The 15431-nt window shown below is 55.5% G+C and carries 20 protein-coding genes; all 20 read left to right on the plus strand.

What is annotated here, in order from left to right; translation table 11 throughout:
* The first annotated feature begins 572 nt into the window (after positions 1-572).
* Positions 573-941: a hypothetical protein gene (locus tag ML539_RS07800; RefSeq protein ID WP_243322278.1), complete on the plus strand. Its 369-nt coding sequence runs from the start codon at positions 573-575 to the stop codon at positions 939-941.
* A gap of 819 nt (positions 942-1760) precedes the next feature.
* Entirely contained in the window at positions 1761-2423 is a 663-nt protein-coding gene (locus ML539_RS07805) for a uracil-DNA glycosylase family protein (protein ID WP_243322280.1), read from the plus strand.
* Between the two features lie 159 nt (positions 2424-2582).
* Positions 2583-2879: a hypothetical protein gene (locus ML539_RS07810; protein ID WP_243322282.1), complete on the plus strand. Its 297-nt coding sequence runs from the start codon at positions 2583-2585 to the stop codon at positions 2877-2879.
* Between the two features lie 125 nt (positions 2880-3004).
* Positions 3005-3403, plus strand: coding sequence for a hypothetical protein (locus tag ML539_RS07815; protein WP_243322284.1), 399 nt, complete (start codon positions 3005-3007; stop codon positions 3401-3403).
* A gap of 189 nt (positions 3404-3592) precedes the next feature.
* Positions 3593-4303 (plus strand): hypothetical protein, encoded by a 711-nt coding sequence (locus ML539_RS07820; protein ID WP_243322287.1) that lies wholly within the window; start codon positions 3593-3595, stop codon positions 4301-4303.
* Positions 4304-4908: 605 nt separating this feature from the next.
* Complete coding sequence (locus ML539_RS07825; protein ID WP_243322289.1) at positions 4909-5163, plus strand: hypothetical protein; 255 nt, start codon at positions 4909-4911, stop codon at positions 5161-5163.
* 153 nt (positions 5164-5316) lie between these two features.
* Complete coding sequence (locus ML539_RS07830) at positions 5317-5646, plus strand: hypothetical protein (RefSeq protein WP_243322291.1); 330 nt, start codon at positions 5317-5319, stop codon at positions 5644-5646.
* Between the two features lie 139 nt (positions 5647-5785).
* Positions 5786-6235 carry a hypothetical protein gene (locus tag ML539_RS07835; protein WP_243322292.1) on the plus strand — a complete coding sequence of 150 codons (450 nt, stop codon included), beginning with the start codon at positions 5786-5788 and terminating at the stop codon, positions 6233-6235.
* A 181-nt stretch (positions 6236-6416) separates the two neighbouring features.
* Entirely contained in the window at positions 6417-7226 is an 810-nt protein-coding gene (locus ML539_RS07840) for a hypothetical protein (RefSeq protein ID WP_243322294.1), read from the plus strand.
* 148 nt (positions 7227-7374) lie between these two features.
* Positions 7375-7830, plus strand: a complete 456-nt coding sequence (locus tag ML539_RS07845; protein ID WP_243322296.1) for a hypothetical protein — start codon at positions 7375-7377, stop codon at positions 7828-7830.
* A 188-nt stretch (positions 7831-8018) separates the two neighbouring features.
* Entirely contained in the window at positions 8019-8873 is an 855-nt protein-coding gene (locus ML539_RS07850) for an alpha/beta hydrolase (protein ID WP_243322298.1), read from the plus strand.
* A gap of 459 nt (positions 8874-9332) precedes the next feature.
* Positions 9333-9884, plus strand: a complete 552-nt coding sequence (locus tag ML539_RS07855; protein ID WP_243322301.1) for a hypothetical protein — start codon at positions 9333-9335, stop codon at positions 9882-9884.
* A 702-nt stretch (positions 9885-10586) separates the two neighbouring features.
* Positions 10587-11072 (plus strand): methyltransferase, encoded by a 486-nt coding sequence (locus ML539_RS07860; protein ID WP_243322302.1) that lies wholly within the window; start codon positions 10587-10589, stop codon positions 11070-11072.
* A 191-nt stretch (positions 11073-11263) separates the two neighbouring features.
* The gene (locus tag ML539_RS07865; RefSeq protein WP_243322304.1) at positions 11264-11848 is read left to right on the plus strand and encodes a YdeI/OmpD-associated family protein; all 585 of its coding nucleotides are present in this window, start codon (positions 11264-11266) and stop codon (positions 11846-11848) included.
* A gap of 148 nt (positions 11849-11996) precedes the next feature.
* Positions 11997-12536 (plus strand): DinB family protein, encoded by a 540-nt coding sequence (locus ML539_RS07870; RefSeq protein ID WP_243322307.1) that lies wholly within the window; start codon positions 11997-11999, stop codon positions 12534-12536.
* A 172-nt stretch (positions 12537-12708) separates the two neighbouring features.
* On the plus strand, positions 12709-13371 hold the full coding sequence (locus tag ML539_RS07875; RefSeq protein ID WP_243322308.1) for a dihydrofolate reductase family protein: 663 nt from the start codon (positions 12709-12711) through the stop codon (positions 13369-13371).
* A 78-nt stretch (positions 13372-13449) separates the two neighbouring features.
* The gene (locus tag ML539_RS07880) at positions 13450-13860 is read left to right on the plus strand and encodes a nuclear transport factor 2 family protein (protein ID WP_243322310.1); all 411 of its coding nucleotides are present in this window, start codon (positions 13450-13452) and stop codon (positions 13858-13860) included.
* A gap of 117 nt (positions 13861-13977) precedes the next feature.
* Positions 13978-14439, plus strand: a complete 462-nt coding sequence (locus ML539_RS07885) for a GNAT family N-acetyltransferase (protein WP_347710751.1) — start codon at positions 13978-13980, stop codon at positions 14437-14439.
* 130 nt (positions 14440-14569) lie between these two features.
* Complete coding sequence (locus ML539_RS07890) at positions 14570-14914, plus strand: cupin domain-containing protein (protein ID WP_243322313.1); 345 nt, start codon at positions 14570-14572, stop codon at positions 14912-14914.
* Positions 14915-15086: 172 nt separating this feature from the next.
* The gene (locus ML539_RS07895) at positions 15087-15365 is read left to right on the plus strand and encodes a hypothetical protein (RefSeq protein ID WP_243322316.1); all 279 of its coding nucleotides are present in this window, start codon (positions 15087-15089) and stop codon (positions 15363-15365) included.
* Positions 15366-15431: the final 66 nt, after the last annotated feature.

Raw genomic sequence — 15431 nt, forward strand, 5'->3', positions numbered from 1 at the left:
GTACGGCCTAACCTTACGCTCAACCTTGACCCCGCCTGCATTGCCTTCCGCTCTCTCTCAGCATTTCGCTATCTCGGCTCCGCTCGTCGCCTCGGTGCAGGCGGGGCCGGTTAGCTTCATTCGTTAGGCCTCGTTCGCCCGCCTATTCCTGTCTGCTGGGTGATAGGGCGCTGGTTCAGCTTTGTCAGTCAGGCTCACTCCATCGGCAAAGCCCCACCGTTCCTCAGCTTTCGGCGTTCAAGGAATAGGGTTATCGCTTACTCATCAACCATCGGCCCATGGATTTCTGCCATCATCGAAACCATTTCAGCGTCTCGGCCTTCATTCTCACGCGATAACTCCGGTGTTTTCCTTTGGGGTCGTCGGCATGAACATTCACTCCCACTCAAACAGGCTCAAATCTAGGCGTAGCGTGTGTTCGGGGCGCTACTGCTTAGGGCTCGGCCTAACCTCGCGCTCAACTCGGACCCCGCCTGCATTGCCCGCCGCTCTCTCTCAACTTCTCGCTTCCTCGGCTCCGCTCAGTGCCTCGGTGCAGGCGGGTCCGGTTAGCTTCATTCGTTAGGCTGCTCATGCACACACGAATCGTCCAGGTTGTGGCTTTCTCGGTCTTGGCCACCAGCACAGCCATGGCAACTGGTTCGTTGGATTTCAAAGCTGGCGAATATGGGCTCAGCATGGCCGTTTCACTGGAATCCCATTCCATCGTGGGGCCAATTCGATTCACCTCGCCGTCAGCCAAAGAGTCAGCAGTTCTTCAGCAACGGCAGTTCAAATTCCTCAGGTGCGATACCAATAAGCAGCGATTCGAGGCCGAGTTTGTGAATCCAGGCGATCCTGCCCTTCCAAAGTCATTCAAGGTGTCCGTCAAAGGCAGCAAAGGCACTCTCTCAATCGAAGGCAGGCGCATTTCATTTCCCGCTGACTGGGTGGTCCAATGACAGCGGGCAGCCTAACCTCTCGCTCAACTCGGACCCCGCCTGCATTGCCTTCCGCTCCCTCTCAGCTTCTCGCTTTCTCGGCTCCGCTCGTCGCCTCGGTACAGGCGGGGCCGGTTAGCTTCATTCGTTAGGCTACCTATGGAACTTCGAGATACCCCAGACCAAACCACAATTTCAAAGAATGGGAAACGGAACTCAAGTAATTCCATTAAAATTGGAGTTTATCTATTCCAGGCGCCAACATTCTTCATCCTTCTCGCATTGCTCGCGGGGATAGCAAAAAATGCCATAGGGAGGTTCAAGCCAATTCCTGGGTACAAGTTTGTGATCGTCGCATCGTGTCTCTTTTTCTCAATACCCCTTGGCTTTGTTTTCAATAAGCTTGCCAAATTCACCTCCACCTTGAACTCACTTATGGGCTATTCCATTTGGACAGTCCTTGGAGGTTTGGTATGGGCAGCCGCTCTTTCCATTGCTTTCCAAATTGTTTCAATAACGTATCTTATAATCACATCGCCCCAAATCTTTTTACACATCTCCTGGCTAGATACCACAGGAATTCTCTTGAAAACGTCAGTTATCCAAACATTCGTGTTCTGCCTTTTCCTTGTTCCGATTTACTTCCTCTACAGCAAACATTTTCGGTCCGCATCGTAGCCTAACCCTCCGCTCAACTCGGACCCCGCCTGCATTGCCACCCGCTCTCTCTCAGCTTCTCGCTATCTCGGCTCCGCTCATCGTCTCGGTGCAGGCGGGTCCGGTTAGCTGCTTTCGTTAGGCCGCTGAATTCACAAGATTCCAACTTTAGGTGCAAACCCCATGGTACGAAAAGCACGCCAGGTCATCTCAGAGTTGCTCGCAGAGAAACAGCGGATCGTTACACAGTTCCACCCCCTCGTGGCTGATACTGGTAATCGTATTGAGGACCTTATCGATGGAACGGCTGTATTCCCTGGCGGGTCGGGCCTATGGCGTGGTCCAGGATTTCATGGTGCACTCCCAGAGAATTTTCCCGATTCGCCAATTATGATCATTGGTCATAACTTCGACAGCGAAACCGGCTACAAAAATTCAAAAATACGCGGTGGTGAATTGCAGGCACCACACACTTTCTGGGGTGTACTCCTCGCATACCTCAAGTCAGCAGAACTCAGTCCATTTGATTGTTTCTTCACAAATGTTCTGATGGGCCTGAAACCCGGAAGCGCCACTGGGCCCATGCCTTCTTCGAAAATCTTCGAGAGCCAGTGTCTTCAATTTCTCGTCAAACAAATTCAAACGGTTCGGCCACGCTTCATTATCACTCTTGGTGTTGATGCCTACAAACGAGTCGATAAAGCACCCCTATCTGTCTCCCTGCATTCGGCAATGCACCCATCGGCTCGTGAATTCAAACCGCTTATCACCCGCGATCACCGAATTAATGAGCAAGGCCAGGCCATCAAAAATTCCCTTCGTCGCTACGGATTGGGCTTTCAATGAACTCACTTCTCCCACGCGGCCTAACCCTCCGCTCAACTCGGACCCCGCCTGCATTGCCTTACGCTCTCTCTCAACGTCCTGCTTCCTCGGCTCCGCTCAGCGCCTCGGTGCTGGCGGGGCCGGTTAGCTTCCATCGTTAGGCAGCCCAGGAGCCCGCAGATGGATAGAGAACAGGCGCTTGCCACATGGAACGAGCTTCGCGAATGGGCACGAGAAGAGGCTGGTAACAATCCCGGCGCAATTGACTGCGCCACAAAGGCGCGAATTAACTTTTCCTATGACCCGAACTACAACACATATCTTGGCGAAAAGATGTTGGCGGTTGTTGGGCACTTTGAAATATGGTTTAGCCCAAGAAAGTGGCAACGATGGGATTACGATCACTTAAAAGGCATCATGCTTGCTGACCTACAAAAACTAAAATCGGCCATCCAGAGTGCATACCCGCCTGCCTAACCCTGCGCTCAACTCGGACCCCGCCTGCATTGCCTTCCGCTCTTTCTCTTCATCTCGCTTCCTCGGCTCCGTTCAGCGCCTCGGTGCAGGCGGGGCCGGTTAGCTTCCTTCGTTAGGAGCATCCATTGATCAGACGATTCGGCCAAATGCTACTGGCGGCGCTGGTCCTCCTTTGCTCACCGCCTCTCCTCGCAGATGGATTTCCACTGAAGGATGGCCGATACGCTGGCGGCCCAGTTATCGAGATGAAACTCACCAAGTCTCAAGCCAAGTCGGTCTCAAACCATTTTGAACCCGGAATGCTGCTAAAGCTCACCCGTGCTCAGCAACGGCTGCTTAAATCCAAGGGCAAGATGGTCACCCCTCCAACCGAATTAATGATTTTTCACGCCACCGATTTGGCGCAAGACTGCACTTGCTTTGCAGCCAATTGGGCTTTTGACTTCAAACCAGGTTGGCTCGAAGTTCCTTTGGCCTATCTCTGTACCGATCAAGAGGCAATAGATCAGCGTCCAGCAGATTGAAACGGCATATCCATCAGCTCCTAACCCTCCGCTCAACTCGGACCCCGCCTGCATTGTCTTTCGCTCTCTCTCAACTTCTCGCTTCCTCGGCTTCGCTCAGCGCCTCGGTGCAGGCGGGGCCGGTTAGCTTCATTCGTTAGGCGGCTCATCACCAGGATCGATTTACCGTGAAAGAATGCGAGGTCTAACTTGGAACCATTATCGTGGAACGCGGTGTTGAAAATTTTGGTTCCCGTGATTCTCGGCGGGCTTCTCAGTTGGATTGGTCCTTCTATCACAGACAAAATTAGAAACAGCCGAGAGGCAGAGGCCAACAAAAAGGTCATATTCAAAGAACTTTATGAACTCAGGTATCAATTCATCTGTGCCATCCACTTGATCGAAAGCAACAAAGGCCTATTTACTCGAGAGTCATTACAGTGGCTCAAAAATAACCTAACTCGGTACCAAGGCTCAGGCCGATACATCAAAATCATCGAGCCAATCGAAATGATGTTGAAGCTCGATGACCCAAATATTGAATTGTGCAATGCGGCCATAACCACCAAGCCAGGGTCCACTCCTGGAATTAAGAAATATTTCTTTCCTGTTCTAGAATCTCGGCTGAGTCATCTATCTGGGCTAGAAAGTGAGCTCCAGAATGAGCTCCTCGAGATTCACATCCGAATGGCTGCAGCCAACCAGAATGTTGATCCCTACTTTGAATATCTAAAATTAACATATAACGAATCAATCAGCGAAGATAACCTGCTGAATTTGAAATCGACCATCGCAGAGGTCGTAAAAATTCATCACAAAAGCCTCAAGCAGATAGTAGATAAGATCAACGCAATTGAGGGTCGTTTTGGGTCCTTTGGTGCCCCCCAATCTTCCACCCTTGAAGAAACCCACCCTGCATAAAAGCCATGTGCTCTATTCATTCTTTTCGTCAGCAGCCGCCTAACCCTCCGCTCAACTCGGACCCCGCCTGCATTGTCTCCCGCTCTCTCTCATCCACTCGCATCCTCGGCTCCGCTCGGCGCTTCGGCGCAGGCGGGTCCGGTTAGCTTCATTCGTTAGGCCTCGTTCGCCCTTCTCTTTCGATCTGCTGGGTGGTGGGGCGCTGGTTCAGCTTCATCAGATTGGCTCACTCCAGCGGCAAAGCCCCGCCAGTTCTCGGTCTTCAGCGTTCACTTAATAGGGTTATCGCTTACTCATCACCCGTCGGCCCATGGATTTCTGCCATCATCGAGGCCGCTTCAGCATCTCGGCCTTCATGTTCACGCGATAACTCCATCGTTCTCCTTTGGGTTCGTCAGCATGAACTTCCGCACTCACACAAGCAGGCTCAAATCTAAGCGCGGCGCGTGTTCGGGGCGCTACCGCTTAGGGCTCGGCCTAACCTCGCGCTCAACTCGGACCCCGCCTGCATTGCCTTTCACTCTCTCTCAACTTCTCGCTTCCTCGGCTCCGCTCAGCGCCTCGGCGCAGGCGGGGCCGGTTAGCTTCATTCGTTAGGCCGCCCTATGCACGCAAAGCTCGAAGACTGGAAGAACGGTTGGTTTGGGCTTCGACTTGCAGCTAGCCCCCAGGAGATTGAGCAACTCATTACTCAGCTACAGGAGCTGCTCGAAGACAATGGCCAACACTTTCACATTGGCTCCGATTACAAGGCTGAATCCGGCCTTGGTGATATTGAAATCTCTGTCCAAGATCCCTCCGAACCAGACAACCTCTTCCTGACCAGTCTTGCTATGCGGCCAGGCGAATCCATCCCATGACTGTCGGCCTAACCCTTAGCTCAACTCGGACCCCGCCTGCATTGCCTTTCGCTCTCTCTCAGCTTCTCGCTTCCTCGGCTTCGCTCAGCGCCTCGGTGCAGGCGGGGCCGGTTAGCTTCATTCGTTAGGCATCCATGGGAGTTCCATATGCCCGTGACCATTGATGAATCAGATTGGAAACACCTTAGGCAACTCCACAAAGTAGCGCTGGAAAGGTTTTCAAAGCAAATCCTCGAAGAACTCGACAAAATAAGAGCTGACTCCTCGAAGAACTTTCATGAGCGGTTTTTGGCATCATTCGACCTCATCAATCATCGAAACAAAGACATAGCTATGGCCTTTGATGATCCCAGCCGTTCGCGCGCCATCGCTCATCTTGGCGTTCAACTCTCTTTAGGGCTACTCACGAAAAACGAATTTGCAGGCTTCACTCAACAAACTCAAGAGATCATGAAACGCCATCTGGGTAACTGGCATGCCTAACCCTCCGCTCAAGTCGGACCCCGCCTGCATTGCCTTTCGCTCTCTCTCAACATTTCGCTATCTCGGCTCCGTTCATCGTCTCGGTGCAGGCGTGGCCGCTTAGCTTCCTTCGTTAGGCCCTACCAACCAAGAGAACTCCATGCGCCGCATATTCCAGGCATTCCTAATTGGATCTCTGTTCATTGGCGGCCCAGCAGGGTATTGCCAGACCTCGCCTAAGCCACTGGTCACCGAACCGCTGCCATTGATCAGCCTTAAGCGCATCGTTAGCCCGGTCTACCCCAAACTGGCCAGGATTGCTCACGATTCAAGGCAGGTCACAGCCAAATTGGTGGTGCGTGAAAACAAGCTTGCCGTCGTTGAAATGAAGGGCGGCAACAAGTACTTCGATCATTCAATTCTTACCGCCATCAGCAATTGGTTGCTCTCCCCTCAACGGCCAATGCCGAGTGGTGAGTTCACCGTTGTCTTCGACTTCCGCCTATCCGAAGAGGCTACTGACGAAGGTCGGTCTGAGGTTGATTTCGACACGTCTACGATCGTTGTGTGGGGCAGAATGCTCTATGTAGATCCCACTCCGATGCACTAAATCCCAGCGTTCCGAATTGGCCTAACCCTCCGCTCAACTCGGACCCCGCCTGCATTGCCTTCCGCTCTTTCTCTCCATCTCGCTTCCTCGGCTCCGCTTATCGTCTCGGTGCAGGCGGGGCCGGTTAGCTTCATTCGTTAGGCATGCCTGCAAGGTGATTCAGAATTCAAAGGAAATCTCCATGAGCATTCTTCAATCCATATGCAAAGTTGCTTCACTGGCTCTTCTTACTCATTCCGGATTTGTCGTTGCTCAATCCCTTCCGGGTGACCGAATTCAAGCAACAGGTCATGGATTCATCCTTTCGTACAGCAAGGCGTACTATTCAAATCATTCCATTTTGGTAGAACCAAGATTGACACACGAAGAAAACGGTACTGACTTCCCGGATGGCATCGCCCCTGAACGAACCAAGTTCACGCTTGTCCCGATTGCACCAGCCTTCCTAAAGGCTTCACCCAAATGGCGGCAAGACGAAGCTTCAATCAGGTTCATCCCGTTGAAGGATGGAGCGGTAAAGGATTACGCAACGGCATACCCATATTTCTACAAAAACTATCAAAGTCTGAAATCTATCCTCAGGCTCAAGGACTTTAAGATTTCAGTGAATCACGATCTCCCCGACTGGAATCAAGGAGACTGTATTCAGTCCATCCACGCCAAGTCGGCAATCATCGAAACACCTTGGTGTGTTGGGCTACAGTACATCTCTACCTGCCTCCAAGAGGCTACTCAACTAGATAACGATCGCCTCTACTATAAATTTGAGGGCATCAGCCGTGACGAACAGTTTTATATTTCAATCGAAATTCCGATCACTCATCCCAGTTTGCCTATGCCTGCTCCAGGGCTTGAATCAGCCGCTCCTCCAATCGTTGATTCGTATTTCACCCGAGCAGAGCAGACACTCAATAAGTATTCTGATAGTTCCTATTTTCCTACGCTCCAGTCATTCAAAGACCTTATCCAATCAATAAAGCCGATTAAGTGAGCGCTATCCCTGTCATGCCTAACCCTCCGCTCAACTCGGACCCCGCCTGCATTGCCTCTCGCTCTCTCTCAACTTCCCGCTTCCTCGGCTCCGCTCAGCGCCTCGGTGCAGGCGGGGCCGGTTAGCTTCATTCGTTAGGGTGCCTTACTTGCAACGAATCGACCGGTTCACTCTCGAAGAACATAAGGGCCCCTATGATTCTTGGGGTGGGAAATCGAAATTGCTCCTCGATGGGGTCCCCACTGGCCTGAACATCAGCGGCTATAGCCTCCTACATCAAATTCAAATCCCAGAGGGCTACCTCCTGGTTACAGATTTCGACTGCCCTTGGGAGGAAACCACTTGTTTTACTCACATCTCTACTGAACTCAAATATATTAGCTCTGACTCGTTTTCAGGCACTATGTATGGAAGTGATGCATTAACGGATTTTGTTCTCATGAATAATGGCGTTATTCGTTTTGTTTTAGAAATAGAAGGGCCTCTCGAATTAACCTTCGGTTCCAGAAATGCTCTGAGCGAGCGCTCCCGAATGACCTTCACAAAGCTGAACCCAGATGATTACCTGGCTCAACTCAAAGATTCTGATAAACCAATCGGTTAAGAACTGTAGTGTTTTGCCTGGCCCCCTAACCCTCCGCTAAACTCGGGCCCCGCCTGCATTGCCTCCCGCTCTCTCTCAACGTCCCACTTCCTCGGCTCCGCTCATAGCCTCGGTGCAGGCGGGGCCCGGTTAGCTTCCTACGTTAGGCTGCGCGGCGTGTTCAACCTCACCCAAAGGAAAGGTCCGACATGAAGACGACGGCTTTTCTCCTGACGATGCTTCTGCCAGCTGCCTTAGTCGCGCAGCATCAACCCGCGGCGGGTTACGCCCCAGTGAACGGTCTCAAGATGTACTACGAGATCCACGGGAGCGGCGATCCGGTGGTCCTGCTCCACGGCGCGTTCATGACGATCACCAACAACTGGACCGGGTGGATCGACGAGCTCTCCAAAACGCGGAAAGTGGTCGCCGTCGAGATGCAAGGCCATGGGCGCACGGCGGACATCCCACGCGACATCACCTCCGAGAACCTCGCCGACGATGTGGCGGCGCTGCTCGATTACCTGAAAATCTCACGCGCGGACCTCCTCGGGTACAGCATGGGTGGCGGCGTGGCCATGCAATGCGCGATCCGTCATCCGGACAAGGTGCGAAAGGTTGTCGTCATTTCGTCGATGCTCCACCGGGACGGCGTGGTCAAGGAAGGGCAGGACGCCCTCGCGACACTCACCGCGGACGCCTTTAAAGGCTCGCCCATTGAAGTCGAGTACAAAAGGCTGAACCCGAATCCGGACGATTTCCCGAAGTTCGTCAAGCGGGTCCTCACCATGGATTCGAAAGGGCGCGACATTGGCGACAATCAACTGAAGGCCACCACAGCGCCGATGTTCTTCATCCACGGCGACTCGGATGGTGTACGGCTCGAGCACGTCGCGGAAATGTTTCGCCTGAAAGGCGGCGGGATCCACGGCGACATTAAGCCGCTCCCCGCCTCCCGATTGGCCATCTTGCCCGCCACGACGCACGTGACGCTGATGCAGCGCATGTCCGTCATCGTCCCGATGGTGAATGACTTTCTCGACGCCAAGCAACCAAAGCCATAAGAGAAGTCCCGCACCTAAAACCACTTGGTCCAGATATTCACCTCGATACCATCTCGCAGCCTAACCCTCGGCTCAACTCGGACCCCGCCTGCATTGCCTTCCGCTCTCTCTCAACATCCCGCTTCCTCGACTCCGCTCATCGCCTCGGTGCAGGCGGTGCCGGTTAGCTTCATTCGTCAGGTGTAAGCCTAATTCCTTCCTCAAATTTAAACCAACGCCAGGCGATCTGCCCAATTTTAACGCCTGCCCGCCATTGATTTTCCGTCACTTAGACACTAGGTTTGGGGGCGGTACTGTTTATCATCGGCGTGAATTAGAAGGAGACGGCCCGATGTCCCACAGTTCAGTGAATCTTGGTGGAGGGCATTGGCCGTTGCTGCCGTGACCTTATTAAATTCGGTCCCTCGAAGTTCCATCTGGACTGCCCATAGATGTGACCTAACTCGGGAGGGTAATCAAATGGAGATTGACCGATTCATCGAGGATTGTGTTGAGGCGAACCGCAGCGACAACCCCCAAGGAGCTGTCTTAGAGGTTTTGGCGCGGGCCATGAGCCATCCGGCAGACCTGGTTACCGCTCTTGGGAACCCCACTGAAGCCGGGATCACCCTCCTGTATCGCTCCAAGTCTCTGACGATTTTGAATGCAGCCTGGACCCCACAAATGAACTTGATGCCACACAATCACCTTATGTGGGCAAACATCGGGATCTATACCGGCAGGGAAGACAATATTCTATGGCACCACTCCAACGACAGGATTGAAGCCTTTGACGCCAAGGCACTGTTTGCTGGCGATGTCACCGCGCTACCTGCGGATGTCATTCACTCAGTAACAAACCCCCTCCCCCGCTTCACCGGCGGGATTCATATCTATGGTGGCGACTTCTTTGAAACAACTCGCAGTCAATGGGATCCCGAGACCCTCAAAAGGGAACCATCGGATGGTGCGAGCATTAAACAACTGTTTGAACGCGAAAACGATCGATTCCACGCTCGTGTTTCCCCTTAGCAAAATAGCAATCCTCCCCCCAGCGCCCAATCCGCAGGATAAAGGCTTACTCTTTCTTCGCTCGATAAGCCCAGAGGTTCTAGGTCAGGGCAACCCTATTTCCAGTTCCATGCCTTTTTGCATCACGACCGCATCACAATGGGGCGATCCCAATCAACACCGGACCCTCCGCTCAACTCGGACCACGTCCTCCTTGCCTTCTGCACGTACCCAGCATCCCGGTTCCTCGGCTTCGCTCAGCACCTCAGTTCAGGCGGGGCCACTTAGCTTCTTTCGTTGGGCCCCGCTAGCCGAGGCTCAATTCATGCCTACACTCAAATAGCGCCTCAAAATTCACGGAGGTTTCCTGCGATTTCTCGGAACCATTCTTTCTTCCATGCTGCTGATGATGGCGCTCGGCTGTGTGCCCGTAGATGCGGCGCCCAACCCTAACGAAAAGCCAGGGCATGGTTCCCAAGCGCCCACCGCACCGACCGACCCCAATTCCCCGCGGCTCATCATCCCAGCTACTGGGGGTGCACCTGTCCTGGCAACCCCCCTAGGGGGTGGCCTCTATCTGCCCGTCACAGGTGGAGCCCCGGTTCCCGGGACTCCGGTACATCCGTAGCGCAAACGGCTTCGAACCGAAGCGATACTGGTCCGCCTAGGTTCCTTCGTCAGGCGTTTCTTCGTCCGCAGGCGTCCTTGTTCATAGGAGTGGTCATGGGGACAAAAGAGGTCAGAATCCAGCCACCCCAGGCATTTTTCATCCAATTGTTGATCATTCTCGCCCAATGGGTCTCTGAAGCCTGGTTATGGCCTGTGTTACGAAAAGGGCCCTACATAGGGCCTCTCCGTTGGACTTTGTTTGTTTTATGCATCGTGGTATTCCTTCTAAGCAAGATATGGATGGTCAGGTTCTTCTCGAAGCATAAGGCAAACCCCATGTTCAAAGAGCACGCACAAGAACTGATCACCGAGTTCCCTTTTTCTGTTGCTCGCAATCCCTTCTACCTTTTTGATTTCCTGCCATTTCTGGGGCTTACCGTTCTTCTTGGCGCCCTCGATCCACTGCTCCTTCACTTCCCGCTCTTTTTCTTGTTTCTGAATTTCTACGTTGTTCCTGCTGAAGAAAAACGCCTCCTGCTTGCCCACGGTTCGGATTACGAAACATACCAATCCCGCGTGAACCGTTGGGGCTTGTTCTAAGTGACTACACAATCCCGAGTTCACTGCCCTCCTGGATTCCTTCCTCGCAGGCCTTCCGTACACCTAACCCTCAGCTCAACCCGGACCCCGCCTGCAGTACCCTCCGTTTTCTCTCAAATCCCTGCTTCCCCGGCTCCGCTCATCGCCCCGGCTCGGGCGCGACCGCTTGGCTTCATACGGTAGGCCTCACCATGCTACTCACGACCACCCTTGAGCCTAAAAACCGGAAAGCCTGGCGCAACTGGCTTGAACAGCATCACGCCAAAGAAAAGGAAATTTGGCTGATTTTCACGAAAGTCAAGTTGGGTCGACCAACCTTTTCTTATAAAGATGCTCTATCAGAGGCTATTTGCTTCGGTTGGATCGATGGTGTGCGCCAGCGAATAGACGATGAAAAGTATGCACAACGTTTTTCCCCACGAACAAAGGCTTCAAGATGGTCTGCGGTCAATCTCTCGCTCGCCAAAGAACTGCAAGCTGCTGGCCTTCTCGCGCCTCCAGGAGTTGCTTCACTCGACCATGCGAAATCTCCTCAAGTTGATTCGGGAAATCACTCTGAATCTTTCCCGCCTGTTTGGTTTATTACCGCTATTCAGGCTGATCCAGTTGCATTGACCAACTTCCAGAACTTGCCCCCATCGCACCAACGTCGGTACGTCGGATGGATCTCCTCGGCCAAGCGCGACGATACACGTGGAAAACGAATCTCCGAAGCGATCGACCTTCTCAGAGCAAACAAACGGCTCGGTCTGGGTCCTGGGGAAGTGCGAAAGTGACCCTCTCGTTCCCGACTGGCCCAACCCTACGCCCCACCCAGACCCTACCGCCCGTGCCGTCCACTCTCTTTTTCCGTCGTTTGGCCTTCCTCGGCGACTCAAAACCAGCGTTTATTCCTCGATATCCAGCAGCAGTAGAATGATTAGCATGAGCCCATCCAAACCCACTCTTGAAGAACTTGTGGCGGTGCTGGAACGAACGCCCACGAGTCTCGCGAAGCTGCTTGAAGGGCTGCCTGAAACTTGGGTGGCAGCGACCGAGGGCGATCACACGTGGTCTCCATACGACGTCGTCGGTCACCTCATCCATGGCGAAAGAGCCAACTGGATTCCACGGGTGCGACACATCCTGGCCGGGGAGACACGGCCATTTGATCCATTCGATAGAACTGCGCAGTTCCATCAAAGTCGAGGCAAGCAGCTTTCAGAATTGCTCGCGACTTTCGAAGCCCTTCGACGGAATAACGTCTCGGTTCTACATGGAATGAACCTTACGAACGCAGATCTCGATCGTATCGGTCAGCACCCTGAACTCGGGAATGTCACATTGGCGCAGCTATTGGCGACGTGGGCCGTCCATGACCTTGACCATCTTGGACAGATTGCCCGTGCGATGGCGAAGGTTTGTGCCGGTGCCGTAGGCCCGTGGGCAAACTACTTATCGATTTTGAAAGATCGTCAGCGTTAAGGCGCTTTATTGCGAACATTCCGCTCGGGCCTGGCCCTCCCCCCAACTCGAACTCCGCCTGCGCTGCCTTGCGCTCTCTCTCAACTTCCCGCATCCTCGGCTCCACTCAGCGCCTCGTTGCAGGCGGGGCCACCCGGCTTCATTCGTCAGGCGTCAACACGGAGGCAACCGGATGACACGTGTTCGCGTGGAAGGCTTCACCATCTCGCTCGACGGATACGGAGCGGGTCCGGATCAAGACCTCGACCATCCACTCGGCGCCGGGGGGACGGAGCTGCATCAGTGGCTGCTCCCGACACGCACCTTCCAGCGGGCCTTGTTCGGCAAGGACGGCGGCACGACCGGGATTGACGATGACTTCGCCGCCCGCGGCTTTCAGAATGTCGGGGCCTGGATTCTCGGGAGGAACATGTTCGGGCCCCTTCGCGGGGACTGGCCGGACACCAGCTGGAAGGGATGGTGGGGGGACAATCCGCCCTACCACGTGCCGGTCTTCATTCTGACCCATCACGCCCGTTCCCCCATCGAGATGGCGGGCGGCACGACGTTCCACTTCATCACAGGGGGCATTCGCGAGGCGCTCGACCGTGCCCGCGAGGCCGCTGCCGGAAGGGACGTGCGGATCGGCGGTGGGCCGGACACCCTCCGGCAGTACCTTCGTGAGGGGCTCATCGATGAACTGCACCTTGCGATCGCGCCGGTCCTGCTCGGCCGGGGAGAACCGCTGTTCGAAGGGGTCGACCTCCGGGCCCTGGGATACGAATGCGTGGACTTCATCGCGTCGGAGAAGGCCACGCATGTCGTCCTGCGCCGCCAAGCGCGCACGGACGCCTGACCCGCCCTTTCGGCCGTGCCGGTTCGCGGGCGGATCAATCTGGCGTTAGCCCGCGCCCCTTTCCCTCATGGAGCCCACATGTCGAACCTGTCCAAAATCCAGGATTTCTTCGCGGCCTACGCAAGCAAGGATGTCTCGGCCGTGAAGGATGCCCTGTCCGAAGACATCATCTGGCGCATTCCGGGCCACCATCCTCTCGCGGGTGACAAGCGCGGAATCACCGAGGTTCTCGCCTTCTTTGACCAGCTTGCCAAGGCCGGATTCCAGGCTCAGCCCATCGTCGTGGTGGAACAGGGCGATTTCGTCGTGGATCACCACCGTGGATGGAGCACGGCGGGGTCGGGTCTCGACCTGATGTGGTGCCTCGTCTTCCGGTTTGAGGGCGGGAAGATCAAGGAAGTCACCAACTTCTGCGAAGACCAGCACAGGGCGGATCTCTTCTTCCACGAGATCTACAAGCTCAAGCCGATTCCGGAGCGCCTGGCCTAGCTTCCTCGACGGCGATCGTCACTTCGGCACGGGCCCGGTCCGGTTGGCGTCACGCATCCGGCCGCTGCATGAATGACAGGAATGCATGCCGCGTTCCTGATTTTTCGGGAGTCCGCCTTGACCAACCCCATTCGGATTAGAACCGTGGAGGAGCGCGATTTCGATGCCTGGTCGGCCCTCTGGGATGGGTACAACGCCTTTTATGGTCGGGCGGGGCGAACGGCCTTGTCCCCAGACATCACCCGGATGACCTGGTCGCGGTTCTTCGACCCCTATGAACCCATACATGCGCTTGTCGCAGAAAGCTCCGGCGACCTGCTTGGCCTGGCGCACTTCCTTCTTCACCGAAGCACCATTCAGATGGTTCCGAACTGCTACCTTCAGGACCTGTTTACCGCCGAGGCCTCACGAGGCCGGGGCGTGGGCCGTGCGCTCATCCAGGCTGTGTGCGAGTTTGCCCGGGGCGCGGGCATCAAGCGCGTGTATTGGCAGACCCAGGAAACCAACACCGCGGCGATGAAGCTCTATGACAGCCTGGCCGAGAGGTCCGGCTTCATCGTCTACCGAAAATGGCTCTAGCCACGCGCTGGCCTGGCGTGGATGCCTCAAATTCGATCAGGCCGGCCCAACCTTGCGCCCGTCGCCCCGGTGCCAGCGGGTCCGGTTACCGTCATTCGTCAGATCCCGACATGGCAGAACGGAGGACACGATGGACCACGAGCAGGCTGCGCCGGAAACGAAGGGCGTCACGGTGAAACACCTTGCCTCGGTCGACCTCGGCCCGGAAATCGAGGGCATGGCGGGGCGCCAGCTTCGAATGCGCATGGTGACCATCGAGCCCGGGGGGGTCTTTGGCCCGGTACACGACCACAAGGACAGGCCCGGCACCGTCTACATCCTCCAGGGCACGATCACCGACCATCGGAATGGCGTCGCCACGGACTATGGGCCGGGCGTGGGCTGGCCGGAGGATCGGAACACGACCCACTGGCTGGAGAACAGGGGAACGATCCAGGCGGTGGAGATCTCGGTCGATATCGTCCGGCAACCCTGACCTCGGGCCCGACCTCGGGCCTGGCCTCGAACCTGGCCGGGCCGACCCTCGCGCCCACCTGGGCGCCCGCCCGCACGGCCTTCCGGGCCCCGATACTCGGGTCCATCCACCAAGTGGTTGCGGACGGTCCGATTACCCCCCATCGTAAGGCCACACCAACTGGAGGCTCGACATGGAAAGGCTGTTCCCTGATCAGGGGCATCCCTACGGGGTGAACCCCTCGCCCTATTTCTCCTTGCGGGACGGGAAGCTCTACCCCGATGTCGGCCATCCCGAGGGGGCGGGAACGAGGCCCTGGTTCTCCGTTCGCGGCGACAAGGTGTACCCCGATGTTGGCCACCCCGATGGGGCCGGACCCGCGCCCTGGTTCAGGATCGAGAAGGGCAAGCTGTACCCCGACCAGGGCAATCCGGATGGCGCCGGGTCCTCCCCCTGGTACTCCATCAGGTGAGATCCGGCCCGGCACTCTGTTCCCCCTGGTCCCCTCCGGGGCCGGGCGCCCTGTGCCGCTAGGCCT

Source organism: Geothrix sp. SG200 (genome assembly GCF_022808935.1).
GTDB lineage: Bacteria > Acidobacteriota > Holophagae > Holophagales > Holophagaceae > Geothrix > Geothrix alkalitolerans.

Excerpts from the sequence above, each read along its gene's own strand:
- ML539_RS07840 (WP_243322294.1), top strand. The coding sequence starts at position 6,417 with ATGAGCATTCTTCAATCCATATGCAAAGTTGCTTCACTGGCTCTTCTT.
- ML539_RS07850 (WP_243322298.1), top strand. The coding sequence starts at position 8,019 with ATGAAGACGACGGCTTTTCTCCTGACGATGCTTCTGCCAGCTGCCTTA.
- ML539_RS07875 (WP_243322308.1), top strand. The coding sequence starts at position 12,709 with ATGACACGTGTTCGCGTGGAAGGCTTCACCATCTCGCTCGACGGATAC.
- ML539_RS07825 (WP_243322289.1), top strand. The coding sequence starts at position 4,909 with ATGCACGCAAAGCTCGAAGACTGGAAGAACGGTTGGTTTGGGCTTCGA.
- ML539_RS07855 (WP_243322301.1), top strand. The coding sequence starts at position 9,333 with ATGGAGATTGACCGATTCATCGAGGATTGTGTTGAGGCGAACCGCAGC.
- ML539_RS07890 (WP_243322313.1), top strand. The coding sequence starts at position 14,570 with ATGGACCACGAGCAGGCTGCGCCGGAAACGAAGGGCGTCACGGTGAAA.
- ML539_RS07880 (WP_243322310.1), top strand. The coding sequence starts at position 13,450 with ATGTCGAACCTGTCCAAAATCCAGGATTTCTTCGCGGCCTACGCAAGC.
- ML539_RS07895 (WP_243322316.1), top strand. The coding sequence starts at position 15,087 with ATGGAAAGGCTGTTCCCTGATCAGGGGCATCCCTACGGGGTGAACCCC.
- ML539_RS07810 (WP_243322282.1), top strand. The coding sequence starts at position 2,583 with ATGGATAGAGAACAGGCGCTTGCCACATGGAACGAGCTTCGCGAATGG.
- ML539_RS07860 (WP_243322302.1), top strand. The coding sequence starts at position 10,587 with ATGGGGACAAAAGAGGTCAGAATCCAGCCACCCCAGGCATTTTTCATC.
- ML539_RS07800 (WP_243322278.1), top strand. The coding sequence starts at position 573 with ATGCACACACGAATCGTCCAGGTTGTGGCTTTCTCGGTCTTGGCCACC.
- ML539_RS07835 (WP_243322292.1), top strand. The coding sequence starts at position 5,786 with ATGCGCCGCATATTCCAGGCATTCCTAATTGGATCTCTGTTCATTGGC.
- ML539_RS07870 (WP_243322307.1), top strand. The coding sequence starts at position 11,997 with ATGAGCCCATCCAAACCCACTCTTGAAGAACTTGTGGCGGTGCTGGAA.
- ML539_RS07805 (WP_243322280.1), top strand. The coding sequence starts at position 1,761 with ATGGTACGAAAAGCACGCCAGGTCATCTCAGAGTTGCTCGCAGAGAAA.
- ML539_RS07865 (WP_243322304.1), top strand. The coding sequence starts at position 11,264 with ATGCTACTCACGACCACCCTTGAGCCTAAAAACCGGAAAGCCTGGCGC.